24 protein-coding genes are annotated in these 21,130 nt (G+C 67.9%); 13 read left to right on the top strand and 11 right to left on the bottom strand.

The window, feature by feature from the left end; translation table 11 throughout:
- The first annotated feature begins 49 nt into the window (after positions 1-49).
- The 5 genes from lgt to BW990_RS04760 all read left to right on the top strand — a co-directional run bounded on the left by lgt (position 50) and on the right by BW990_RS04760 (position 4,162).
- Positions 50-952 (top strand): prolipoprotein diacylglyceryl transferase, encoded by a 903-nt coding sequence (gene lgt / locus BW990_RS04775; protein ID WP_076446344.1) that lies wholly within the window; start codon positions 50-52, stop codon positions 950-952.
- Entirely contained in the window at positions 949-2,010 is a 1,062-nt protein-coding gene (locus tag BW990_RS04770) for a class I SAM-dependent methyltransferase (protein WP_076445554.1), read from the top strand. The genes lgt and BW990_RS04770 overlap by 4 nt, the downstream gene beginning before the upstream one ends.
- Positions 2,007-2,762: a peptidoglycan editing factor PgeF gene (gene pgeF / locus BW990_RS04765; protein ID WP_076445553.1), complete on the top strand. Its 756-nt coding sequence runs from the start codon at positions 2,007-2,009 to the stop codon at positions 2,760-2,762. Before BW990_RS04770 ends, pgeF begins: the two co-directional genes overlap by 4 nt.
- Before the next feature lie 226 nt (positions 2,763-2,988).
- Positions 2,989-3,144: a hypothetical protein gene (locus BW990_RS22050; protein WP_200798014.1), complete on the top strand. Its 156-nt coding sequence runs from the start codon at positions 2,989-2,991 to the stop codon at positions 3,142-3,144.
- Between the two features lie 340 nt (positions 3,145-3,484).
- The gene (locus BW990_RS04760) at positions 3,485-4,162 is read left to right on the top strand and encodes a Hint domain-containing protein (protein WP_076445551.1); all 678 of its coding nucleotides are present in this window, start codon (positions 3,485-3,487) and stop codon (positions 4,160-4,162) included.
- Between the two features lie 28 nt (positions 4,163-4,190).
- Here BW990_RS04760 and BW990_RS04755 read toward each other — a convergent pair whose 3' ends face one another.
- Positions 4,191-4,691: an Lrp/AsnC family transcriptional regulator gene (locus tag BW990_RS04755; protein ID WP_076445550.1), complete on the bottom strand. Its 501-nt coding sequence runs from the start codon at positions 4,689-4,691 to the stop codon at positions 4,191-4,193.
- Between the two features lie 204 nt (positions 4,692-4,895).
- On the opposite strand from BW990_RS04755, the gene trxB reads away from it, so the two are divergent.
- The 3 genes from trxB (at position 4,896) to BW990_RS04740 (ending at position 8,580) form a co-directional block, all read left to right on the top strand.
- Positions 4,896-5,903, top strand: coding sequence for a thioredoxin-disulfide reductase (gene trxB, locus BW990_RS04750; RefSeq protein WP_076445548.1), 1,008 nt, complete (start codon positions 4,896-4,898; stop codon positions 5,901-5,903).
- Complete coding sequence (locus BW990_RS04745; RefSeq protein WP_076445547.1) at positions 5,872-6,333, top strand: RES family NAD+ phosphorylase; 462 nt, start codon at positions 5,872-5,874, stop codon at positions 6,331-6,333. Before trxB ends, BW990_RS04745 begins: the two co-directional genes overlap by 32 nt.
- A gap of 168 nt (positions 6,334-6,501) precedes the next feature.
- A complete protein-coding gene (locus tag BW990_RS04740; RefSeq protein ID WP_076445545.1) occupies positions 6,502-8,580 on the top strand; it encodes a bifunctional sulfate adenylyltransferase/adenylylsulfate kinase in 2,079 nt (692 codons plus the stop codon).
- A gap of 232 nt (positions 8,581-8,812) precedes the next feature.
- Here BW990_RS04740 and BW990_RS04735 read toward each other — a convergent pair whose 3' ends face one another.
- On the bottom strand, positions 8,813-9,040 hold the full coding sequence (locus BW990_RS04735) for a DUF1150 family protein (protein WP_076445543.1): 228 nt from the start codon (positions 9,038-9,040) through the stop codon (positions 8,813-8,815).
- Positions 9,041-9,044: 4 nt separating this feature from the next.
- Positions 9,045-9,455 (bottom strand): Hsp20 family protein, encoded by a 411-nt coding sequence (locus BW990_RS04730; protein WP_076445541.1) that lies wholly within the window; start codon positions 9,453-9,455, stop codon positions 9,045-9,047.
- 178 nt (positions 9,456-9,633) lie between these two features.
- Between BW990_RS04730 and BW990_RS04725 the strand changes: the two genes are divergently transcribed.
- Genes BW990_RS04725 through BW990_RS04715 form a run of 3 tightly spaced genes read left to right on the top strand, consistent with a single transcriptional unit; the run spans position 9,634 to position 11,534 of the window.
- A complete protein-coding gene (locus tag BW990_RS04725) occupies positions 9,634-9,858 on the top strand; it encodes a YdcH family protein (protein ID WP_076445539.1) in 225 nt (74 codons plus the stop codon).
- A 48-nt stretch (positions 9,859-9,906) separates the two neighbouring features.
- Positions 9,907-10,401, top strand: coding sequence for a 5-(carboxyamino)imidazole ribonucleotide mutase (purE, locus tag BW990_RS04720; protein WP_076445538.1), 495 nt, complete (start codon positions 9,907-9,909; stop codon positions 10,399-10,401).
- A gap of 59 nt (positions 10,402-10,460) precedes the next feature.
- A complete protein-coding gene (locus BW990_RS04715; RefSeq protein ID WP_076445536.1) occupies positions 10,461-11,534 on the top strand; it encodes a 5-(carboxyamino)imidazole ribonucleotide synthase in 1,074 nt (357 codons plus the stop codon).
- On the opposite strand, the gene BW990_RS04710 is transcribed toward BW990_RS04715, so the two are convergent.
- The 7 genes from BW990_RS04710 to BW990_RS04680 all read right to left on the bottom strand — a co-directional run bounded on the left by BW990_RS04710 (position 11,521) and on the right by BW990_RS04680 (position 17,849).
- Positions 11,521-12,663 carry an alpha-D-ribose 1-methylphosphonate 5-triphosphate diphosphatase gene (locus tag BW990_RS04710; protein ID WP_076445535.1) on the bottom strand — a complete coding sequence of 381 codons (1,143 nt, stop codon included), beginning with the start codon at positions 12,661-12,663 and terminating at the stop codon, positions 11,521-11,523. The genes BW990_RS04715 and BW990_RS04710 overlap by 14 nt on opposite strands.
- Positions 12,656-13,405 carry an alpha/beta fold hydrolase gene (locus BW990_RS04705; RefSeq protein ID WP_076445533.1) on the bottom strand — a complete coding sequence of 250 codons (750 nt, stop codon included), beginning with the start codon at positions 13,403-13,405 and terminating at the stop codon, positions 12,656-12,658. The genes BW990_RS04710 and BW990_RS04705 overlap by 8 nt, the downstream gene beginning before the upstream one ends.
- Before the next feature lie 17 nt (positions 13,406-13,422).
- Positions 13,423-14,268: a DMT family transporter gene (locus BW990_RS04700; RefSeq protein WP_076445531.1), complete on the bottom strand. Its 846-nt coding sequence runs from the start codon at positions 14,266-14,268 to the stop codon at positions 13,423-13,425.
- A complete protein-coding gene (locus tag BW990_RS04695; protein ID WP_076445529.1) occupies positions 14,268-14,741 on the bottom strand; it encodes a GNAT family N-acetyltransferase in 474 nt (157 codons plus the stop codon). The genes BW990_RS04700 and BW990_RS04695 overlap by 1 nt, the downstream gene beginning before the upstream one ends.
- Positions 14,742-14,991: 250 nt before the next feature.
- A complete protein-coding gene (gene groL, locus BW990_RS04690) occupies positions 14,992-16,632 on the bottom strand; it encodes a chaperonin GroEL (RefSeq protein WP_076445528.1) in 1,641 nt (546 codons plus the stop codon).
- 52 nt (positions 16,633-16,684) lie between these two features.
- Positions 16,685-16,972: a co-chaperone GroES gene (locus BW990_RS04685; RefSeq protein WP_076445526.1), complete on the bottom strand. Its 288-nt coding sequence runs from the start codon at positions 16,970-16,972 to the stop codon at positions 16,685-16,687.
- 205 nt (positions 16,973-17,177) lie between these two features.
- Positions 17,178-17,849, bottom strand: a complete 672-nt coding sequence (locus BW990_RS04680; RefSeq protein ID WP_076445525.1) for a DUF2161 domain-containing phosphodiesterase — start codon at positions 17,847-17,849, stop codon at positions 17,178-17,180.
- Positions 17,850-17,928: 79 nt separating this feature from the next.
- On the opposite strand from BW990_RS04680, the gene BW990_RS04675 reads away from it, so the two are divergent.
- Positions 17,929-18,927: a TraB/GumN family protein gene (locus BW990_RS04675; protein WP_076445523.1), complete on the top strand. Its 999-nt coding sequence runs from the start codon at positions 17,929-17,931 to the stop codon at positions 18,925-18,927.
- Here the strand turns inward: BW990_RS04675 and BW990_RS04670 are convergent.
- Positions 18,924-20,945 (bottom strand): M3 family metallopeptidase, encoded by a 2,022-nt coding sequence (locus BW990_RS04670; RefSeq protein ID WP_076445521.1) that lies wholly within the window; start codon positions 20,943-20,945, stop codon positions 18,924-18,926. The genes BW990_RS04675 and BW990_RS04670 overlap by 4 nt on opposite strands.
- On the opposite strand from BW990_RS04670, the gene BW990_RS21765 reads away from it, so the two are divergent.
- Complete coding sequence (locus tag BW990_RS21765) at positions 20,944-21,099, top strand: hypothetical protein (RefSeq protein WP_159441610.1); 156 nt, start codon at positions 20,944-20,946, stop codon at positions 21,097-21,099. The two genes, BW990_RS04670 and BW990_RS21765, sit on opposite strands and share 2 nt — an antisense overlap.
- The last annotated feature ends 31 nt before the right edge of the window (positions 21,100-21,130 follow it).

The raw sequence follows: 21,130 nt of genomic DNA, 5'->3' as shown, positions 1-21,130 counted from the left end.
GGATGTCTCAAGGTTGACTCTGCGCCCGCGCCATGGCCTCTCGGGCGGCATGACAGGCGCGCTTCCCTTTCCCGATATCTCGCCCGAGATCTTCTCGATCTCGCTGGGCAGCTTCGAATTCGCGCTGCGCTGGTATGCGCTGGCCTATATCGCGGGCATCCTGATCGGCTGGCGCATCGCGCTGGCCGCCATCGACCGCCCCGCGCTCTGGCCCGCCGCGACGCCGCCCATGACCCGGCTGCAGGTCGAGGATTTTCTGACCTGGATCATCCTCGGCGTGATAATCGGCGGGCGGCTCGGCTTCGTGATGTTCTACCAGCCCGCCTATTATCTCGCGAACCCCGTGGAGATCCTGTTCGTCTGGCAGGGCGGCATGTCCTTCCATGGCGGGCTTGCGGGGGTGGCGGGCGCGCTTCTGCTCTATTGCCGCAAGATCGGCGCCAGCGTCCTGTCCACCGCCGACATGCTGGCCATCGCGACGGCACCGGGCCTCCTGCTGGGCCGGATCGCGAATTTCATCAATGCCGAGCTTTGGGGCCGCCCGACCGATCTGCCCTGGGGCGTAATCTTCCCGGGCGATCTGGCGCAGGCCTGCGGGCAGCCCGTGGGCGAGATCTGCGCGCGCCATCCGTCGCAACTCTACGAGGCGGCCCTCGAGGGGCTGCTCCTCGGCGCGGTCCTGTTGTGGCTCGCCTTCCGGCGCGGCGCCCTGCGCGCGCCCGGCCGCGCGACCGGCCTCTTCGCGGCGGGTTATGGCCTTGCACGCTTCTTGGTGGAGTTCGTCCGCCAGCCCGATGCACAATTCGTGAGCGCCGAGAACCCCCTCGGCCTCGCGCTTCACTTCGGTGGATACGGGTTGACCATGGGCCAGATCCTGTCGCTGCCGATGATCGCGCTCGGGCTCTGGCTGGTGCTGCGCGCCCGCCCCCAGCCCGCGACCGCGCAGGCATGAGCCTCACCGATCTTCTGCGCATGCGCATCGCCGCCGAGGGCCCGATGTCCATCGCGGAATACATGACCCATTGCCTGCACCATCCGCGCTTCGGCTATTACGCCACGCGCGATCCGCTGGGCGCGGGCGGGGATTTCACCACCGCGCCCGAGATCAGCCAGATGTTCGGCGAGCTCTTGGGCCTCGCCCTCGCGCAGAGCTGGCAGGATCAGGGCGCGCCTGCCCACTTCGTTCTGGCCGAGCTCGGCCCCGGGCGCGGCACCCTCATGGCCGATCTCTTGCGCGCGACGGCGGCGGTGCCGGGCTTTCACGACGCGGCGCACGTCACGCTGGTCGAGGCCTCGCCCACCCTGCGCCTGCGCCAGCGCGAAACGCTGCGCGCGCATCCTGCCGACTGGGTGAACGCGATCGGCGATCTGCCCGAGGCGCCGCTGTTTTTCGTGGCAAACGAATTCTTCGACGCGCTGCCGGTGCGGCAATTCCTGCGCAACGGGCCGGGCTGGCGCGAGCGGGTGATCGGGCTCGACGGCGACGACCTGACCTTCGGGCTGGGCGAGCGCGCGGCGCGACCCGACCTCGCCCACCGGATGGACGACACGGAAGAGGGCGATCTGGTCGAAATCGGCCATGCCGCCCAAGGCGCGATGGCCGAGCTCGGCCACCGGATCGAGGCCCGGGGCGGCGCGGGCCTCGTGGTCGATTACGGCGACGGGCCGAGCCTCGGCGATACGTTCCAGGCGGTGCACGGACACGAAAAGGTGTCCCCGCTCGATACGCCGGGGGCGGCGGACCTGACCGCCCATGTGGATTTCGCGGCCCTTGCCGGGGCCGCGCGGCCCGCCCGCGCCAGCACCCCCGTCCCGCAGGGCGTGTTCCTCGAGCGGCTGGGCATCACCGCCCGCGCCCAGGCGCTGGCCCGCCGGTTGTCCGGCCCGGCCCTCGAGAGCCACATCGCCGCGCATCGCCGGTTGACCCACCCCGATGAAATGGGCTCACTCTTCAAGGTGATGGGAATCGTACATAGCGCGGCCAAGCTTCCGCCCGGACTGGACACATGACGCTCGATATCATCACGTCTGATACGCTTTCGCCGCTGCGACACGGCTTCTTTTCGCGGCGCGGCGGCGCGTCGTCGGGGGTGTTCGCGGGGCTGAATTGCGGAACCGGGTCGTCCGATCAATCCGAGATGGTGCGCATCAACCGCGAACGCGTCGCCGCCGCCATGGCGGTGCCCGAGACCGGCGTGACCACGGTCCATCAATGCCATTCCGCCGAGGTGGTGACCGTCAAAGGCCCACTTTCCGGCCCGCTGCCGCGCGCCGACGGCATGGTCAGCGCAACTCCGGGCGTGGCGATCGGGGTGCTGACCGCCGATTGCCAGCCGATCCTCTTCGCCGATGCCGAAGCGGGCGTGATCGGCGCCGCCCATGCGGGCTGGCGCGGGGCGCTGGCCGGCGTGCTGGAAGCGACGGTCGATGCGATGATCGCCCTCGGCGCCCGGCGCGACGCGATCCGCGCGGTGATCGGCCCGACGATCAGCCAGCGCAATTACGAGGTCGGGCCGGACTTCCTCGAGGCCTTCGTCGCCGAGGATCCCGAATACGTGCGCTTCTTCGCAGGCGGCGCGGGCGACCGGATGCATTTCGACCTGCCCGCCTTCGGCCTTCACCGGCTGCGGCAGGCGGGGGTGAGCGCCGAATGGACGCGGCATTGCACCTATGCCGATCCCGACCGGTTCTTTTCCTACCGCCGCGCGACCCATGCGAAAGAGGCCGATTACGGACGCCTGATGTCCGCCATCCGCCTCTGACCCGCCGCTTTTTCGTCGCAATTGCCCGCATCAACCGGGGCGCAGGACGCGGATTGTCCTTGCTTTGCGAACAATCGCCGCCCGGGCGCGGCCCCGCGCGAAAAAGACGGTTTTCGTCAAATTGTCCCGAACCGGTCCAATCGCCGCCCCAATACGCGGTGATGTTAAGGTTAACGGATCGCAGGATACCGAGCAGACAAACACGATGCCCAAAGGAACACAGACCATGACCCTTCCCGCCAAGCCCCAGCGCCGCTTCATCAAGTCCGTTCTCAAGGCCGCGAAAGAATGCGAGACCCAGATGCCCTGGCAGCGCGGCGCCGCCCGTGCGGCGATGATCGCCCGCCGCGACGGCAAGCCCGCGATGCAGCAGCGCGCCTGAGCCGCCGATTCGGATCGCCCCGCCCGGCAAATGTGGCAGGACTGATCGCGGACCGGGAACAAACTACCCCGACATGACGGATTGGACGGCGCACCGCCTCCAATCCGTTTCTTTTTTTGACCCAGCAGGCCGATTGTGGCGTTATTGCATGGAACGAAGTTGTACCGTCCGTTCGTCGTTGTTGGTGGGGGCCAGCACGGATGTGACCAACCTGGTAAGGGGTGATCACATGGCCAGTCTCCACCAGGCGCTCCCGGGCGCCGACGCACCACGCTCACTTCGGGTCCCGCAGGACCAGTTTGCTCGTCCGGCTGGGCGGCCTCGGCGCACTCTCTCGCTCATGCGCAAATACGAGGCCGCCGCGCTACTGCCCGACCTCTCAATTCACAATATCTCCCGCACAGCCCCCGCCGACCCGATCTTCGAGGAGGCGGGCTCCGCCTTCGCGCGCGGCACGCTGTTCCAGACCGTCGGCGGCCCCGTCGCGGTGGAGGACCTGCTGCCGGGCGACTACATCCAGACCGCGAACGGATCGGAACCCATCCACTGGATCGGCTCGACCAATTACGTGCCCCGCGTCGAGGACAGCGACAGCATCCTCACCACGCTTTACCGCGTCACCGCCGCGGCGTTCGGCCTCGAATCCCCCGCAAGCGACATGATCTTTGGCCCCTCGGCCCGGGTGCTCGTCCGGCGCGACGCCTTCCGGTCCGTGATCGGCCACGATGCCGTCTTCGTACCGCTGGCGGATTTCGCCGATGGCGAACGGATCATCCCGATCCAGCCCGGCGGATCGGTGCAGATGTTCCATGTCGGCCTGCGCCGCCACGGCGTGCTGAAGATCGGCGGTATGGAACTGGAAAGCTATCACCCCGGCCCCGGGCTGCGCCGCAGCCTCGGCGCGGACCGGATGGAGACGTTCCTGTCGCTCTTCCCGAACATCACCCGCCTGTCGGATCTTGGTGAGCTGAGCTATCCGCGCACCTCGCGCGATGCGGCGCAGCGGCTCTGCGCCTGACCGCCTGACCCGGGTCCGGCAGCGCCGCTCAGGCGCTGCGTGACAGCCGTTCCTCGAGCACCTCGAAGGGCACGCCCGGTTCGTCCTTGGCGCCCCGGATCACCAGCGATGTCTTCACGCTGCCCACATTGGGCGCGGTCAGAAGCTCGCTCGTGAGGAAGGTCTGGAAGGTCGAGAGATCCGGCGAGACGCATTTCAGGATGAAGTCGACCTCGCCGTTCAGCATGTGGCATTCGCGCACGAGCGGCCAGTCGCGGCAGCGCGCCTCGAAGGCCGACAGGTCGCCCTCGGCCTGGCTCTGCAACCCGACCATGGCGAAGACCTGCACCTCGAAGCCCAGCGACCGGGGATCGACATCGGCATGATATCCCCGGATAAAGCCCTGCTCCTCCAGCGCGCGGACCCGGCGCAGACAGGGCGGCGCGGAGATGCCCACGCGCTTCGCGAGCTCGACATTGGTCATGCGCCCATCCGCCTGCAACTCGGCCAGAATTTTGCGGTCGATCGGATCGAGCCTGTGGCTGGGCATTATCGTGCTCCCTGCTGAATTTGGGATTGTTATAGCATCAAGCGCGTCGAGCGCAACATTATGTCGCGCACGGGCAATTATCTTGCAAAAGGAAGCGCCGCAAGGCCTGTCGCGCGAAGGGCTGCGCGGGGTTTGCACCGGGCCTTCGGGATGCGTATATGCGCTGTGACCCAGATAGCAACGCGCGCGCCGGAGGCCTTTTCCATGTCCGAGACCAAGCACACCAAGGTTCTCATCATCGGCTCGGGACCGGCCGGGTACACTGCCGGCGTCTATGCCAGCCGCGCCATGCTGGAGCCGATCCTCGTGCAGGGCATCGAGCCCGGTGGACAGCTCACCACCACCACCGAGGTCGAGAACTGGCCCGGCGACACCGAGGTGCAGGGCCCCGACCTCATGGTCCGCATGGAGGCCCATGCGCGCGCCATGGGCACCGAGATCATCGGCGACATCATCACGAAGATCGACTTCGATCAGCGCCCCTTCGTGGCCCATTCCGACAGCGGCACGACCTATCTGGCGGATTCGCTGATCCTCGCGACGGGCGCGCGCGCGAAGTGGCTGGGCCTGCCCTCGGAAGAGAAGTTCAAGGGCTTCGGCGTGTCGGCCTGCGCCACCTGCGACGGCTTTTTCTATCGCGGGCAGGAGATCGTGGTGATCGGCGGCGGCAACACCGCCGTGGAAGAGGCGCTGTTCCTGACCAATTTCGCCTCCAAGGTCACGCTGATCCACCGCCGCGACGAGTTGCGCGCGGAGAAAATCCTGCAGGACCGGCTGTTCAAGAACCCCAAGATCGAAACGCTCTGGCATCACCAGCTCGACGAGGTCGTGGGCACCGAGAACCCGCTCGGCGTCGAGGGCGTGCGCGTCAAGCATGTGGAGACCGGCGAGATCACCGAAATCCCGGCCAAGGGCGTCTTCGTCGCCATCGGCCACGCGCCCGCGAACGAATTGGTGAAGGACGTGCTCGAGACCCATATGGGCGGCTACGTGGTGACCAAGCCCGATTCGACCGAGACCTCGATCCCGGGCGTCTTCGCCGCGGGCGATCTGACCGATCACAAGTACCGCCAGGCCGTGACCTCGGCGGGCATGGGCTGCATGGCCGCGCTCGAGGCCGAGCGCTGGCTCGCCGAACAGGACCTCGACGAGGGCAAGGACCAGACCGAACCCCTGGGCTATGGTGCCCCGGTCGACAGCGCGGCGGAGTGATCCGCTGCGCCTCTTCCGCATCCTGTTCGCGGATCGCGCAGAGGCCGCGCTTGAAGCTGTCCAGGCGCCCGAGGGTCGGTTCCACCACGACGGCCAGCCCGCGCTCTATGCGGGGCTTTCGCCAGAGGCTGCACGCGCATCGATCACCCGGTACCGCCGGCCCGACGATCCCCCGCGCGTGCTGGTCGAACTTCTCTGGTCCGGCCCATCCCTGCCAGAGATCACGGATCGCGTTACCCGCCACCGCTGGGACCACGATCGCATGACAGGGCGCGTGCCGCCGACCTGGACGCTTGCGGACCGCCTGCGCGCCGAAGGCCATGCGGGGTTCCTCTACCCGCCCCGCCTCAGACCCGACCTCCGCAACGCGGTCCTGTTTTCCTGGCGCGGTGTGCTGCAACCGGGCGCCGTTCACCCCTGTCCGGTCTGAGCGCGCGCCGATCTGGCTCCGTTCATCGCAGATGAGTGCGGCGCCGGCTACGCGGGGCAACGCTGCAAATCGGCAACATCCCGCGTCGCCTCCCGATTTGGGGTTTTCCGAAACCGCATCCTGTGAAATGTGTTCAGCGCTGAACACACCTTGACCCGGGTCCCGAAAATGACCGCTTTGCCCGCAACACCGAGCCTGCCGGACGAGGATCAGCTCTTCCGCCTGCTCCGCCAGCTCGACCGCGCGCCTGAGGCGTCGCAGCGGGCCATCGCGGAGGCGCTCGGGATATCGCTGGGACGGCTCAACACCTATCTCCGCGCGGTCACCGAGGCCGGGCTCGTCAGCATCTCCGCGCGCAGCGGCCCCGACAAGCGGCAGCGCTTCGCCTATTCCCTCACCCTGCGCGGCGCGTCCGAGAAGGCCCGCCTGTCGGACCGCTTCCTCGCGCGCAAGTTCGCCGAGTTCGACGCGCTCCACGCTGAGTTGACCGGCACTCACAGCCAATTCGTTCCAATCGTCACCAGGACCAGTCTCATGCAGAACAATCTTGCCCCCCTTCCCGAACTCTACGTCTCCTATGACAGCGCCCAGAAGCTGAAGGTCGAGGCCGGCGATCTGGTCAGCTGGGACCTGACCCCGCGCCAGATATGCGACCTCGAGCTTCTGATGAACGGTGGCTTCTCGCCGCTGAAAGGCTTCCTGAGCGAGGCCGATTACGACAGCGTCGTGGAGAACATGCGCCTCGCCGACGGGTCGCTCTGGCCCATTCCGATCACGCTCGATGTCTCAGAGGAATTCGCCGAGACCATCGAGAAGGGCCAGGACATTGCGCTGCGCGACCAGGAAGGCGTGATCCTCGCCACCATGACGGTCAGCGACAAATGGGTGCCGAACAAGGCCCGCGAGGCCGAGAAGGTCTTCGGCGCCGATGACGACGCGCATCCGGCGGTCAACTACCTGCACAACCAGGCGGGCAAGGTCTATCTCGGCGGGCCGGTCACCGGCATCCAGCCCCCCACCCATTACGATTTCCGCGCCACCCGCGACACGCCGAACGAGCTGCGCGCGCGCTTCCGCAAACTCGGCTGGCGCAAGGTCGTGGCCTTCCAGACCCGCAACCCGCTGCACCGCGCGCACCAGGAACTGACCTTCCGCGCCGCCCGCGAGGCGCAGGCCAACCTGCTCATTCACCCCGTCGTCGGCATGACCAAGCCCGGCGATGTCGATCACTTCACCCGCGTGCGCTGCTACGAGGCGGTGCTCGACAAGTACCCGAACGCCACCACCACGATGAGCCTTCTGAACCTCGCCATGCGCATGGCGGGCCCCCGCGAGGCGGTGTGGCACGGGCTGATCCGCGCCAATCACGGCTGCACGCATTTCATCGTCGGCCGCGACCATGCGGGCCCGGGCAAGAACTCGCAGGGCGAGGATTTCTACGGCCCCTATGACGCGCAGGACCTGTTCCGCCAGCACCAGGACGAGATCGGCATCGAGATGGTCGATTTCAAACACATGGTCTACGTGCAGGAGCGCGCCCAGTACGAGGCGATCGACGAGATCGAGGACAAGGACAACGTCACCATCCTCAATATCTCGGGCACCGAGCTGCGCCGCCGCCTGCGCGAAGGGCTCGAGATCCCCGACTGGTTCTCCTTCCCCGAGGTGGTCCAGCAGCTGCGCCGTACCTCGCCGCCGCGTTCCGAACAGGGCTTCACGGTCTTCTTCACCGGCTTCTCCGGCTCCGGCAAATCGACCATCGCCAACGCGCTCATGGTCAAGCTGATGGAGATGGGCGGGCGTCCGGTGACGCTTCTGGACGGCGATATCGTCCGCAAGAACCTCAGCTCCGAGCTGGGTTTCTCGAAAGAGCACCGCGACCTGAACATCCGCCGCATCGGCTATGTCGCCTCCGAGATCACCAAGAATGGCGGCATCGCCATCTGCGCGCCTATCGCGCCCTATGCGGCCACCCGCCGCGCGGTGCGCGAGGAGATCGAGCAATACGGCGCCTTCGTCGAGGTGCACGTGGCAACCTCGCTCGAGGAATGCGAGCGCCGCGACCGCAAGGGCCTCTACAAGCTCGCGCGCGAGGGCAAGATCAAGGAATTCACCGGGATCTCCGATCCCTATGACGTGCCGAAGGACCCCGAGCTGCGCGTCGAGACCGAAGGCACCGTCGTGGACAATTGCGCCCACCAGGTGCTGCTGAAGCTCGAATCGATGGGCCTGATCGCCGCGGATTGATCCCCGGCGCCGGTAACGAAGAAGGCCCCCTGCCAAGCCAGGGGGCCTTTTTTGTCGGTGCTTCAGGATGGCGCGTGCAGAGACGGATCGACCCCAGCGTCAACGCAAACGGCATGACGGCCCCTTGAAGCGCCCCTTGGTGTAGACGACGCGCAACGGCCCGTTGGTCCGGTCGACCACGAAACTGTCGCTGCACCCCGCGGGACGGCTCTGCGCCGACGCGATCGGAGCCTTAGTGCACCGTGACCGGGCTCATGTCGTTCTGACGGGCCAGGATGAAGGCGAGGTTGCGTTCCTTCACCAGCGCCAGCCGCTCTCCGTCGGAGGCGTGCACCGCGTAAAGCTCTTCGCTGCCGCCTGCATGCTGGCGCATGTCCTCGGGCAGGTCGGCCACCTTCACGGGCCGGATATAGACCGTGCGGCCTTGTTCGAACTTGGAGAAATCGAAAGCTGTATTCATCTGCTCATCCCCGTTTGATCTGGATATTTTGAACCACCGGCTCGGGCCGCGCGACGGTCAGATCGACATGCAGGAGCCCGTTTTCGAGCACCGCCTCGCCAACTTCGACACCATCCGCGAGCACGAAGCTGCGCTGGAATTGCCGCGCGGCGATGCCGCGATGCAGGTAGACCCGCCCGTGATCGTCCTCGGACTGGCGGCCGCGCACCACGAGTTGCCGGTCCTCCACGGTGATCGACAGGTCCGCCTCGGCGAAGCCCGCAACGGCCAGCGTGATGCGATAGGCATCGTCCGCCGTGCGTTCGATATTGTAGGGCGGATAGCCCTCTGAGGACTTCGCGGTCCGTTCCAGAAGGCGCTCGAGCTGTTCGAAGCCCAGCATGTGGGGATGAGACCCCAAGGTCATCTTCGTCATCGACGCATCCTTTTCGCAAGCGATCGTCAAGGTCGGGCCCCGTTACGGCGGCCTTCGGTCGAAATATGGGAGCACATTCTGCCGCTTGCAAGTGCCCCGCGCGCGTATTGGGGCTAGGCCTATCACCGCAAATTGGCTATTTTTGGGCCGCGCACAGCAATCTGGCCGGGGATATCCAATGAACGCCTTCAGCGACATCTCGATGAAATCCGACGAGGTGCTCAAGGTCGAGCTTCAGGTCCTGAAAAGCGAGCATCGCGACCTCGACGAGGCGATCCGCGCCCTGCAGGATCGCGGGACCTCGGACGCCCTGACCATCCAGCGGCTGAAGAAGCGCAAGCTGCAGCTCAAGGACATGATCGCCTATATCGAGGACCGGCTGTTTCCCGACATCATTGCGTAAGCCCGCGCGCCGGGCTAACCCGGCATCGCAAGATGCGAGGGACAGATGATGGATGCGAGCGCGGTGAAAGTCGGCCTGATCATGGGCAGCCAGTCGGACTGGCCGACGATGCAGGAAGCCGCCGCCATGCTGGAGGCCCTCGACATCCCCTATGAGGCGCGCATCGTCTCGGCGCACCGCACACCGGATCGCCTCTGGGATTACGGCCGGACCGCCGTGGACCGCGGGCTCAAGGTCATCATCGCGGGGGCCGGCGGCGCCGCACATCTGCCCGGCATGATGGCGTCGAAGACCCGCGTGCCGGTGATCGGCGTGCCGGTCCAGACCCGCGCGCTTTCGGGGGTCGACAGCCTTTATTCCATCCTGCAGATGCCGCGCGGCTTTCCGGTGGCGACCATGGCGATTGGGACGGCGGGCGCCGCCAATGCCGGGCTGATGGCCGCGGCGATCCTCGCCAACGAGGACCCGGCGCTGGCCCAGCGTCTCGACGCGTGGCGCGCCGACCTCTCGGCCTCGATCCCCGACGAACCGGTGCGCGACTGACCGTCTTGCCTCTTGGGCAAATACGCATTCCCTCCTCCTCCAGATGCACGAGGCCCGACATGAGCGACACGCCCCTGCCGCAAGGTGCCACCATCGGAATTCTCGGCGGCGGCCAGCTTGGCCGGATGCTGTCGGTCGCGGCGAGCCGTCTCGGCTTCAAGACCCATATCTTCGAGCCTGGTGCCGCGCCGCCCGCGGGCCAGGTCGCCCACCGTGTGACCACCGCGCTCTACGAGGACGACGCGGCGCTGACCGCCTTCGCCCACGGGGTCGACGTCATCACCTACGAGTTCGAGAACATCCCCACATCCGCGCTCGACACGCTGTCGGCGCTGCGTCCGATCCGCCCGGGGCGCGAGGCACTGCGCGTCAGCCAGGACCGCCTGACCGAAAAGGACTTCCTCTCGGATCTTGGCCTCGCCGTCGCGCCCTATGCCGATATCCCCAACGCCGCGGCGCTCGCCGCAGCACTCGGCAGGATCGGCACGCCCGCGATCCTGAAGACCCGGCGCTTCGGCTATGACGGCAAGGGTCAGGCCCGGATCATGACGCCCGACGAGGCCGACGCGGCGCTGGCGGACATGGCGGGCGCCCCCGCCATCCTCGAGGGCTTCGTCGATTTCACCCACGAGGTGTCGGTGATCGCCGCGCGCGGCCTCACCGGCGAGGTCGCCTGTTTCGATCCCGGCCAGAACGTCCATGAGGGCGGCATCCTGCGCACCACCACAGTGCCCGCCGATCTGACCTCGGCGCAGCGGCAGGACGCGGTGCTCCTGGCGGGCCGCATCCTCACGGCGCTCGATTACGTGGGCGTCATGGGGGTGGAGCTTTTCGTGACCAAGGCTGGTCTCATCGTGAACGAGATCGCCCCGCGCGTGCACAATTCCGGCCATTGGACGCAGAACGGCTGCGCCATCGACCAGTTCGAACAGCATATCCGCGCGGTGGCGGGCTGGCCTCTCGGCGATGGCAGCCGCTATGCGGACGTGGTGATGGAGAACCTGATCGGCGCCGATATGGACCGCGTGCCCGCGCTGTCACAGGAACGCGACCTCGCACTGCATCTCTATGGCAAGGCCGAGGTGAAGCCCGGGCGCAAGATGGGCCACGTCAACCGGATCATCCGGCCCTGAGGAACCGCTCCGTCACCGCGCCGGTCATGTAGGCCACGCGGCCCCCAGCAATTGTCGCCACGACCCGGTCGGTCCGGTCGAGGATCACCAGATCCGCGCGACGCCCCGGCACCAGATCGCCCCGGTCGCCGAGCCCCAGAAGCCGTGCGGGCCCCGAGGAGACCAGCGCCCAGGCGCGCGGCCAGTCGCAAAGCCCCGTCTCCACGAGCCGCAGCACCGCCGCCAGCGGCGCCGGGTAATGGTAATCCGAGGCCAGCGCATCGCAGAGCCCCGCCGCGATCAGCTCGGCCGCCGATGCATTGCCCTTGTGGCTGGCACCCCGCACCACGTTGGGCGCGCCGAGGATCACGCCCTCGCCCGCCGCCCGGGCCGCCAGCGCCGCCGCTTCGGTCTCGGGAAATTCCGACAGCCCCACGCCGCGCGCGCGCCAGGCCGCCCGGGTCTCTGCATCCGCATCGTCGTGACTGCCAAGACGCACGCCCGCCACGCGCAGCCGCGCCGCGAGCCCGTCCAGCGCCGCCTCGACCGCTTCCCCGTTGCCGTGCAGTTCCAGCAGCAGCGCGAAATGCGCGTCCGGATTGCGCCCGGATTTCAGCGCCTGCCCGGTCAGCCGCGGGGGGCGACGTCCCTCGGCCAGCCTGTCATGCGGCAGATGGTCGTTGAAGACGACGTAATCGATGCCATAGCGCGCCACGGCCGCCTCGGCGCGGGCAAAACTCTCGAGGTAATGGGTCTCCAGCCGCAATTGCAGGCGCAGGTCGATTTCCAGCGTGTCGCGGGTCCGGGCGACGCTGTCGAAGACATGCTCGGCGAAGTCCGGGCCGCGCATGCCGCCTTCCCAGGACCAGAATTGCGCCATCACCCCGGTGGTGATGCCGTTCGCCGCAAGCTCCGCCGCGGTGGCGACGACACCGCCCTCGGCGGCGCGGAGGGCGCCCCGGCGCGGGGCCATGTGCCGCTCGAACCCGTCGCCATGGGGATCGACGATGCCCGGCAGGACGCGGTAGCCCTCAAGGTCGACCGCGGGCGCGTCGGCCTCGCCGATGATCCCGCCGGACCACGCGAGATCGCGGGCGGTCCAGCCCTCCGCATCCAGCACATGCGCGCCGCTCAGCCGCAGATCAGTCATCGCAGATCCCGATGAGGCAGGGCAGTTCGTCCAGCGGCAGGATGCTGCCCCATTGCCCGATCCGGGTGAATTTCCCGTCGCGCAGGAAGGTCAGGACCTGGGCCATCACCTCGGGGCTTTGCATGATGAAGGTATGGGTGACGGGCAGGACCAGGTGCTCCTTCATGCCCTCGACGCGGGTCGAGGCAATGGAGACCTTGCCGTCATCGGTGCCGGGGATCAGCGCCGAATAGATCGGATTGAGCGATCGCGACCCGGCGATCACGCCCAGTTCGAAATCCACTGGCGGCAGGCGCGCGGGCAGATCCTCGGCGCCGGTGCCGAGCTGTGCGCCCGCGGGCCCGTTCAGCCATTCGAAGAGTTCAAGCCCACCGAGCTCGTCCACAAGCTCGCTGCCGTGATTGGGCGGCGCCAGCATCACCACGCGGCCAAGCTTCGCGGGCCGGTTCTCGGCCAGCCAGACCCGGGCGAGGATGCCGCCCATGGAATGGCTGACGATGTGGACGGTCTGATCGCCGCAGGCCTCGAAGGCGGCGGGCAGCGTTTCCTCGACCAGCGTGTCGATCCGCTTCTCTGTCGAGGGATAGCCCGGGACCACGGTGCGGTAGCCCTCAAGCTCGAGGATTTCCGCCATCGGCAGGAACGACGCCTCGCTCCGCGCGAGCCCGTGCAAGAGCACGACGCAATCGGCCCGCACCGGCGCGGCGAGCAGCATCAAACAGGACAGAAGGATCCAGCGCATGCGCGTCACATAAGCACTCAGCCGCGCTTCGGAAACGGCAAAACCGACACGGCGACGCCGCCGAGGACAAGAATGCTGGCCAGCGCGAAGGTCAGGGTCGGCGTCTCGCCAAGAAAGACCATCCCGCCCGCAAGGGCGATGACCGGCACGGTCAGCTGGGCGACGGCCGCGACGCTCGCGCTGAGGCGCGGCAGGATGGAATACCAAAGGATGTAGCCGAGCGCGGAGGTGACCGCGCCCGACAGCACCGCCAGCACGATGCCTGCCGCCGGCAGGTCCGGCGCGGGTGCGCCGACAAGGCTCAGCGCAAGGCCGATCGGGGCGGCGAGGATGAAATTCGCCGCCGTGCCCATCGCCGGATCGCCCGCGCCGCGGCCCGCCAGCGAATAGACGCCCCAGCCGATGCCCGCCGCCGCCATCAGCAGGCCGTGCGGGACGCTGATCTCGGCCCCGACCCCGGGAGCCAGCAGCCAGACCAGCCCGGAAAAGGCGAGCGCCGCCCCCACCCAGCGCCGCGGCGGCGGCCGCTCTCCGCCCCGGAGACTGCCGGCGAACATGCTGATCTGCACAAAGCCGAAGAGCACCAGCGCGCCGAGCCCCGCATCAAGCACCGCATAGGCCAGCGAGAACCCGTAGACATAGACCAGAAGCGACGCGACCCCGACCCAGCGCCGGGGCGCGCGCAATTGCAGATGCCGCGACCGGATGAGGCAGATCGCGGCCAGCATGCAAGCGCCCGCGGCAAGCCGGATCGTGCCGAACCAGCTCGCCTCCATCTCGCCGCCGACCAGCGCCATGCGATTGAGGACGGAATTGGCCGCGAAGGCGACCATGGTGAGCGCGGTCAGCAGGAAGAGCCGCATCACCCTGCCCCGAAGGCCTTCGGATAGACCAGTGCGGTGCCGGGCCTGGCCTTCGCGGGGCCGGCCACCAGCGTATGGTCGATGGGAAAGGGTGAGGTCAGGCCAGTGGCCGCGCGGAAGCCGCATCGTCCGTAGAAGGTGGGATCACCCAGAACGACCAGCGTCTGGCCCGCGGCCTCGGCCCAGCCCGCGACGAAACGCACCATGCGGCGGCCGATGCCGGCGCCCTGGCGATCCGGCGCGACGGCGACCGGCGCGAGGCAGAGCCAGCCCTTGGGCGCGGGCATCGCTGACAGGGCCAGGTAACCGACGATGCTGCCGCCCTCGGCCACCACCTGTTCGCCCGCGATATCGCCCGATTTGCGCAGGGCCGTGACCAGCAGCGCCTCGTCCGGGCCGCCGAAGGCCGCGCGCAGAAGCGCGTCCACCGCGCCCTCCTCGCCCGCGCGCATCTCGCGCATGAAATCCGCCATCAGACCCCCCTTTCCTTGCCGGGAAGAGACCCCGGTCGCCGCGCCGCGTCAATGGCGCGCCCCGCATTCCGGCGCGGAACGCGGCCCGGATTGCGGACGCGCCATCCGCAGGCGCGGGCCCGACGGCCGGCACGGCAGACCCGAAATCCGCGCCGGATTTCGACCGGGATTTCGCGTCGAAATCCCGTCCGCGCAAAGAAAAGGGCCCGCCGAAGCGAGCCCTTTCCGAGATCGGTCGGTGACCGGCAGATTACATCATGCCGCCCATGCCGCCCATGTCGGGCATGCCGCCACCGGAGCCGCCGTCCTTCGACGGCTTGTCGGCAACCATGGCCTCGGTGGTGATCAGCAGACCGGCGATAGAGGACGCATCCTCGAGCGCGGTGCGCACGACCTTCGCGGGGTCGATGACGCCGAACTTGAACATGTCGCCATATTCGTCGGTCTGGGCGTTGTAGCCGAACTTCAGGTCGTCCGATTCGCGGATCTTGCCCGCGACGACGGAACCGTCGACGCCCGCATTCTCGGCGATCTGGCGCAGCGGTGCCTCCAGCGCGCGGCGCACGATGGCGATTCCCGCATTCTGGTCGGAGTTCGCACCGGTCAGGCCTTCGAGCGACTTCGCGCCCTGCACGAGGCTGACGCCGCCGCCGACCACGATGCCTTCCTGAACGGCCGCGCGGGTCGCGTTCAGCGCGTCGTCGACGCGGTCCTTGCGCTCTTTCACCTCGACCTCGGTCATGCCGCCGACGCGGATGACGGCGACGCCGCCCGCGAGCTTGGCCACACGCTCCTGCAGCTTCTCACGGTCGTAATCCGAGGAGGTCTCCTCGATCTGGGTGCGGATCTGGCCGACACGCGCCTCGATCTCGGCCTTGTCGCCGGCACCGTCGACGATGGTGGTCTCGTCCTTGGTGATGTCGACCTTCTTGGCCGAGCCCAGCATGTCCATGGTGACGTTCTCGAGCTTCATGCCGAGATCTTCCGAGATCACCTGGCCGCCGGTGAGGATCGCGATATCCTGCAGCATGGCCTTGCGGCGGTCGCCGAAGCCCGGCGCCTTGACGGCTGCGATCTTGAGGCCGCCGCGCAGCTTGTTCACGACGAGCGTGGCGAGCGCTTCGCCTTCCACGTCCTCGGCGATGATCAGAAGCGGCTTCTGGCTCTGGATGACCTGCTCGAGGAGCGGCACCAGCGGCTGCAGCGAGGACAGCTTCTTCTCGTGCAGGAGGATCATGCAATCCTCGAGCTCGGCGACCATCTTCTCGGAGTTGGTCACGAAGTAGGGCGACAGGTAGCCGCGGTCGAACTGCATGCCTTCGACGACCTCGACCTCGGTCTCCATGCCCTTGTTCTCTTCGACGGTGATGACACCCTCGTTGCCGACGCGCTGCATGGCGTCCGCGATCTGGCGGCCGATCGACTCTTCGCCGTTGGCGGAGATGGTGCCGACCTGTGCGACCTCGTCGGAATTCTCGACGGTGCGGGCGGCGGCCTTGATGTGCTCGACGACCTTGGAGGTGGCGAGGTCGATGCCGCGCTTGAGGTCCATCGGGTTCATACCGGCGGAAACGGCCTTGACGCCTTCCTTGACGATGGCCTGGGCCAGCACGGTCGCGGTGGTGGTGCCGTCGCCGGCTTCGTCGTTGGTGCGGGAAGCGACTTCCTTCACCATCTGCGCGCCCATGTTCTCGAACTTGTCCTCAAGCTCGATTTCCTTGGCGACGGAGACGCCGTCCTTGGTGATGCGCGGGGCGCCGAACGACTTGTCCAGAACCACGTTGCGGCCCTTGGGGCCGAGGGTGACCTTGACCGCATCGGCGAGGGTGTTGACACCCTTCAGCATCCGGTTGCGGGCGTCGGTATCGAATTTCACGTCCTTAGCAGGCATAATCTTCGCTCCTTTGAATTATGTTGAGGAATTGCGGCTCCGGGTCCGTCGCTTACGCGATGACGCCCAGGATGTCGCTTTCCTTCATGATCAGCAGCTCTTCACCGTCGATCGTCACTTCGGTGCCGGACCACTTGCCGAACAGGACCTTGTCGCCCTCGCTCACGGCCATCGGGATCAGCTCGCCGCTGTCCTTGCGCGCACCTTCGCCGCAGGCCACGATGGCACCTTCGGCAGGCTTTTCCTTGGCGGTTTCGGGGATGATGAGGCCGCCCTTGGTCTTGTCGTCGCTCTCGACGCGACGGACCAGAACGCGGTCATGAAGCGGTTTGAATGCCATCTTCGAGTCTCCTTGGCTCAAAGTTTGTTCCGTTGTGTCCCCCCTGAGGCAGACACGTTAGCACTCACCGTAGCCGAGTGCTAACGAGCCGGAGATAAGGAGGTGCCGAGAAGGTGTCAACAACGCGTCCGCAAAAAATCGCGACGTCCCGCCGCAGGCCCGGCCAGCGGGCCGCGCCGCGCCGCGTCCGGGGCGGGATCGTGCCTCAGCCGTCTTCGGGACCGCCCCAATCCTTCAGGCCCTTCCGACCCTCCGCGCTCAGCGCGTAGATGCCCGTCTCGACCTTCTCGAACCAGCCGTAATGGTTGTCGCGCATGATCCGCGTCGCCTCGGGCACGCCCGTCGCGCGGGCGACCAGCGCGCCCTTCTCCGCCCCGGCACCCGCCAGGTAAGCCGCGCAGGCCAGCGCATCCTGCCGGTAGCCGGTGACCAGCCCGTGCCGGGTGGCGCCGCCCTCATTGGGGTCGCCGCGAAGACGCGCGAAAGCGCGGAGGAGCTGCTTCGCCCCGCGCGTGTTCCGGCGCGGCGCCGGCGTCCCGGGATCGCACAGCACCTCCACGACGCCGTCCCGCTCCCGCACCGTGATGAAGCCCAGTCCGAGGCGACGGCACAGCGCGAGGTTGTCCTTGAGCCCGCGCCTGGCCCGTGGCCCGGTCGGCCGCGCGACCGCGATATAGACGTGATCGGTCAGGGCGAGCCGCGCCACCGCCTGATGGATCAGGCCCAGCGTGACCGCGCGCTTCAGCTCCACGATGACCGGCGGCGCCCCGTCCTTCACGCCGACCACGTCGGCCGCGCCGACCTCGCCCTTCACGACGTAGCCCTGCGCCTCCAGAAGCCGCTTCACCGGCGGGTAGAGATCACGTTCCCGTCCCATCGCGCAAAACCTCGCCCCTGCGCTTGCCCCGCGCAAGAGCGGCGCCTAGCCTTCGCGCAGACCGCAACGGAGATGATGCATGCGCGCCGTATTCGCCACCCTCGTTCTTGCCCTGATCTGGCTCGGCCCAGCGCCTTCCGCCCGCGCCCAATGCGCCGGGACCGACATGCGCCCCGGCCTGACCGAGGACATGCGCGCGGCCGTCGACGCACAGGTCGCGCAGATGCCCTTTGCCGAGGGCAATCACTGGATCGCCCGGCGCGACGGCGATGTGGTCCACCTCGTCGGCACGATGCATGCGGACGATCCGCGCTTCGATGCCGTCACCGACCGGCTGGCCCCCGTGATCGCCGACGCCCGGCTGCTCCTGCTCGAGGTCACGAAGGCGGAACAGGAGGCGCTGATGGCCGAGCTCGCCACCGATCCCTCGCTCTTCGTGCTGCAGGACACGACCCTGCCCGAGCTTTTGAGCGAGGCCGATTGGCAGGCCCTGTCGGAAGCCACCGCCGCGCGCGGCATTCCCGGCTTCATGGCCGCCAAGATGAAGCCCTGGTACCTGTCGCTGATCCTCGCCCTGCCGCCCTGCATGCAGGCGGCGATGGGCACGCCCAACGGGCTCGATGCCCGGCTCGAGGCGCTGGCGGCCATGGCGGGCACGCCCACCGCGGCGCTCGAGGATCCGCGCAGCGTTTTCGCGGCCTTCGAGGGCGCGCCGCTCGAGGAACAGGCGGCGATGATCCTGCCCTCGATCATGCCCGCGGAAAGCGCGGAGGATCTGTTCGCCACCCTGCGCGAAGCCTATTTCGCGGAACTGACCGCCGAAAGCTGGGTGCTCTCCACCACCCTCGCCGCGGAGCTGTCCCCGGCGGGCGCCGGTGCGGTCACCGAAGCGATGGACCAGGCCGAGGGCGCGCTTCTGACGGATCGCAACCGCGCCTGGATGTCGGTGATCCTGACCGCGCTGGACGACGGCGGCCCCGTGGTCGTCGCCGCCGGGGCCGCGCATCTGCCCGGCGAAACCGGGCTGCTTCAATTGCTGAGCGCGGAAGGCTTCACCCTCACCCGCGCGCCCTTCTAGGCGACCAGGCCACGGCCCTTCAGCAGCGCGTCGACCTCCGGCATCTTGCCGCGGAAGGCGATGTAGAGTTCGTCCGCCTCCGCCGATCCGCCCTTGGACAGGATGAACCGCTCCAGCTTGTCGGCCATCCCGGGATCGAAGGCGCCGCCCGCCTCCTCAAAGGCCGCGAAGGCATCCGCATCCATCACCTCGGACCACATGTAGCTGTAATAGCCCGAGGAATAGCCGTCACCCGCGAAGACATGGGCGAAATGCGGGGTCGCATGGCGCATCGCGATGGCCTCGGGCATACCGAGCCCCTCGAGGATCTCCGCCTGACGCGCCATCGGATCGGCGGGCGCGGGCGCGTCGTGAAACTCGAGATCCACCAGCGCCGAGGCCACGTATTCCACCGTCTGGAAGCCCGCATCATAGGTCGCGGCCTCCAGCACCTTGTCGAGCATCGCCTGCGGCATCGCCGCGCCGGTCTCCGCATGGGTCGCGAAATCGCGCAGCACCTCGGGCACTTCCAGCCAATGCTCGTAAAGCTGGCTCGGCAATTCCACGAAATCGCGCGCCACCGAGGTGCCCGCCATCGACCCGAAGGTCACGTCCGACAGCATTTGGTGCAGCGCATGGCCGAACTCGTGAAAGAGCGTGCGCGCATCGTCGTAGGACAAAAGTGCGGGCTGGCCTTTCGCGGGCTTGGCGAAGTTGCACACATTGACGACGATCGGCGTTTTCTGGACTGGCGCTTTGGCCTGCATCCGCATAGCCGAACACCATGCGCCCGAGCGTTTCGAGGCCCGCGCGAAGTAATCCCCCACGAAGACCGCGCAATGGCGGCCGTTGCGGGTGACCTCCCAGACGCGGCAATCGGGATGATAGAGCCCCGCCTCAAGCGGCTTGAACTCCAGCCGGAAGAGGCGCTGCGCGCAATCCATCGCGGCCTCGATCATCCGGTCGAGCTGCAGGTAGGGCTTCAGCGCGGCCTCATCGAGGTCATGCTCCTCACGGCGCCGGGCCTCGGAATAATAGCGCCAGTCCCAGGGCTGCAGCGGCCCGTTCACCCCGTCCGCCGCCATGCGCGCAGCGAGCGCGGCGGCGTCTTCCTCCGCCCGCGCCTTGGCCGGGGCCCAGACCGCGTGCAGCAGCTCCCGCACCCGGTCCGGCCCGCCCGCCATCTCGGTCTCGAGCTTGTAGGCCGCGAAGGTCTCGTATCCCAGAAGCTTGGCGCGTTCCTCGCGCAGCGCCAGCACTTCCGCCGCGATGGCGCGGTTGTCGGTCTCACCGCCATTGGCCCCGCGCGCGACCCAGGCGCGCCAAGCCCGCTCGCGCAGGTCGCGCCGGGACGAGAATTGCAGGAACGGCACGATCAGCGACCGCGACAGCGTGATGACCGACCCCTCCGCGCCGCGCTCCTCGCCCGCCGCGCGCGCCGAGGCCCGCAGCCAGTCCGGCAGCCCCTCGAGCTCGTCTTCGGTCAGCCCCATCTGCCACTCGGCCTCGTCGGCCAGCAGGTTCTGCGTGAAGGCCGTGCCCAGAACCGATAGCCGCGACTTGATCGCGCGCATCCGCTCGGCCTCCGCCCCCTGCAGGGCCGCCCCGGCGCGCACGAAGCCGCGCCGCGTCAGCATCAGAAGCCGCGCCTCCTCGCCGCTCAGCGCCAGCGCGTCACGTCGCTCCCACAACGCCTCGATCCGCGCGAAGAGCGCCGCATTCGCATAGATCGCCGCGAAATGCTCGGCGAGCTTCGGCGAGAATTCGCGCTGCAATTCCTGCCGCTTGGGATTCGTGTCTGCGCCTGCCACCGAAAAGAAGGTCGAGAGCACCTTGTCAAGCGCGGCGCCCGCCCCTTCCAGCGCCAGCACGGTATTCTCGAAGGACGGCGCCGCGGGGTTCTCCGCGATGGCGGCGATCTCGGCATTGTGCTCGATCAGCGCGGTCTCGAGCGCCGGTGCGAAATCCGCATCCCGGATCTCGGCGAAGGGCGGCAGGCCGAACGGGGTCGACCAATCCTCAAGCAGGGGGTTGTTCATGAAGCGGCTCTCCTTTGCCGCCTACCTAAGCCTGCAACCGCCCTTCGGCAATATCGCGAACCCCTTTGCCCCCGAAGCCATCCGCGCCCGCCCCGCCGGCACCGGGGCGCCCCGCCCTTTGCGCTTGCCTCTTTCCAAATACCGCCGGGGGTGAATTGGCCGCAGGCCAAGAGGGGGCAGCGCCC

The organism is Roseivivax lentus (assembly GCF_900156805.1).
GTDB classification, from domain to species: Bacteria; Pseudomonadota; Alphaproteobacteria; order Rhodobacterales; family Rhodobacteraceae; genus Roseivivax; species Roseivivax lentus.
The sequence above is the reverse complement of the archived record's forward strand: the minus strand, read 5'-3'. Positions and strand labels throughout refer to the sequence as shown.

Excerpts from the sequence above, each read along its gene's own strand:
- lgt (WP_076446344.1), top strand. The coding sequence starts at position 50 with ATGACAGGCGCGCTTCCCTTTCCCGATATCTCGCCCGAGATCTTCTCG.
- BW990_RS04770 (WP_076445554.1), top strand. The coding sequence starts at position 949 with ATGAGCCTCACCGATCTTCTGCGCATGCGCATCGCCGCCGAGGGCCCG.
- pgeF (WP_076445553.1), top strand. The coding sequence starts at position 2,007 with ATGACGCTCGATATCATCACGTCTGATACGCTTTCGCCGCTGCGACAC.
- BW990_RS22050 (WP_200798014.1), top strand. The coding sequence starts at position 2,989 with ATGACCCTTCCCGCCAAGCCCCAGCGCCGCTTCATCAAGTCCGTTCTC.
- BW990_RS04760 (WP_076445551.1), top strand. The coding sequence starts at position 3,485 with ATGCGCAAATACGAGGCCGCCGCGCTACTGCCCGACCTCTCAATTCAC.
- BW990_RS04755 (WP_076445550.1), bottom strand. The coding sequence starts at position 4,691 with ATGCCCAGCCACAGGCTCGATCCGATCGACCGCAAAATTCTGGCCGAG.
- trxB (WP_076445548.1), top strand. The coding sequence starts at position 4,896 with ATGTCCGAGACCAAGCACACCAAGGTTCTCATCATCGGCTCGGGACCG.
- BW990_RS04745 (WP_076445547.1), top strand. The coding sequence starts at position 5,872 with ATGGTGCCCCGGTCGACAGCGCGGCGGAGTGATCCGCTGCGCCTCTTC.
- BW990_RS04740 (WP_076445545.1), top strand. The coding sequence starts at position 6,502 with ATGACCGCTTTGCCCGCAACACCGAGCCTGCCGGACGAGGATCAGCTC.
- BW990_RS04735 (WP_076445543.1), bottom strand. The coding sequence starts at position 9,040 with ATGAATACAGCTTTCGATTTCTCCAAGTTCGAACAAGGCCGCACGGTC.
- BW990_RS04730 (WP_076445541.1), bottom strand. The coding sequence starts at position 9,455 with ATGACGAAGATGACCTTGGGGTCTCATCCCCACATGCTGGGCTTCGAA.
- BW990_RS04725 (WP_076445539.1), top strand. The coding sequence starts at position 9,634 with ATGAACGCCTTCAGCGACATCTCGATGAAATCCGACGAGGTGCTCAAG.
- purE (WP_076445538.1), top strand. The coding sequence starts at position 9,907 with ATGGATGCGAGCGCGGTGAAAGTCGGCCTGATCATGGGCAGCCAGTCG.
- BW990_RS04715 (WP_076445536.1), top strand. The coding sequence starts at position 10,461 with ATGAGCGACACGCCCCTGCCGCAAGGTGCCACCATCGGAATTCTCGGC.
- BW990_RS04710 (WP_076445535.1), bottom strand. The coding sequence starts at position 12,663 with ATGACTGATCTGCGGCTGAGCGGCGCGCATGTGCTGGATGCGGAGGGC.
- BW990_RS04705 (WP_076445533.1), bottom strand. The coding sequence starts at position 13,405 with ATGCGCTGGATCCTTCTGTCCTGTTTGATGCTGCTCGCCGCGCCGGTG.
- BW990_RS04700 (WP_076445531.1), bottom strand. The coding sequence starts at position 14,268 with ATGCGGCTCTTCCTGCTGACCGCGCTCACCATGGTCGCCTTCGCGGCC.
- BW990_RS04695 (WP_076445529.1), bottom strand. The coding sequence starts at position 14,741 with ATGGCGGATTTCATGCGCGAGATGCGCGCGGGCGAGGAGGGCGCGGTG.
- groL (WP_076445528.1), bottom strand. The coding sequence starts at position 16,632 with ATGCCTGCTAAGGACGTGAAATTCGATACCGACGCCCGCAACCGGATG.
- BW990_RS04685 (WP_076445526.1), bottom strand. The coding sequence starts at position 16,972 with ATGGCATTCAAACCGCTTCATGACCGCGTTCTGGTCCGTCGCGTCGAG.
- BW990_RS04680 (WP_076445525.1), bottom strand. The coding sequence starts at position 17,849 with ATGGGACGGGAACGTGATCTCTACCCGCCGGTGAAGCGGCTTCTGGAG.
- BW990_RS04675 (WP_076445523.1), top strand. The coding sequence starts at position 17,929 with ATGCGCGCCGTATTCGCCACCCTCGTTCTTGCCCTGATCTGGCTCGGC.
- BW990_RS21765 (WP_159441610.1), top strand. The coding sequence starts at position 20,944 with ATGAAGCGGCTCTCCTTTGCCGCCTACCTAAGCCTGCAACCGCCCTTC.
- BW990_RS04670 (WP_076445521.1), bottom strand. The coding sequence starts at position 20,945 with ATGAACAACCCCCTGCTTGAGGATTGGTCGACCCCGTTCGGCCTGCCG.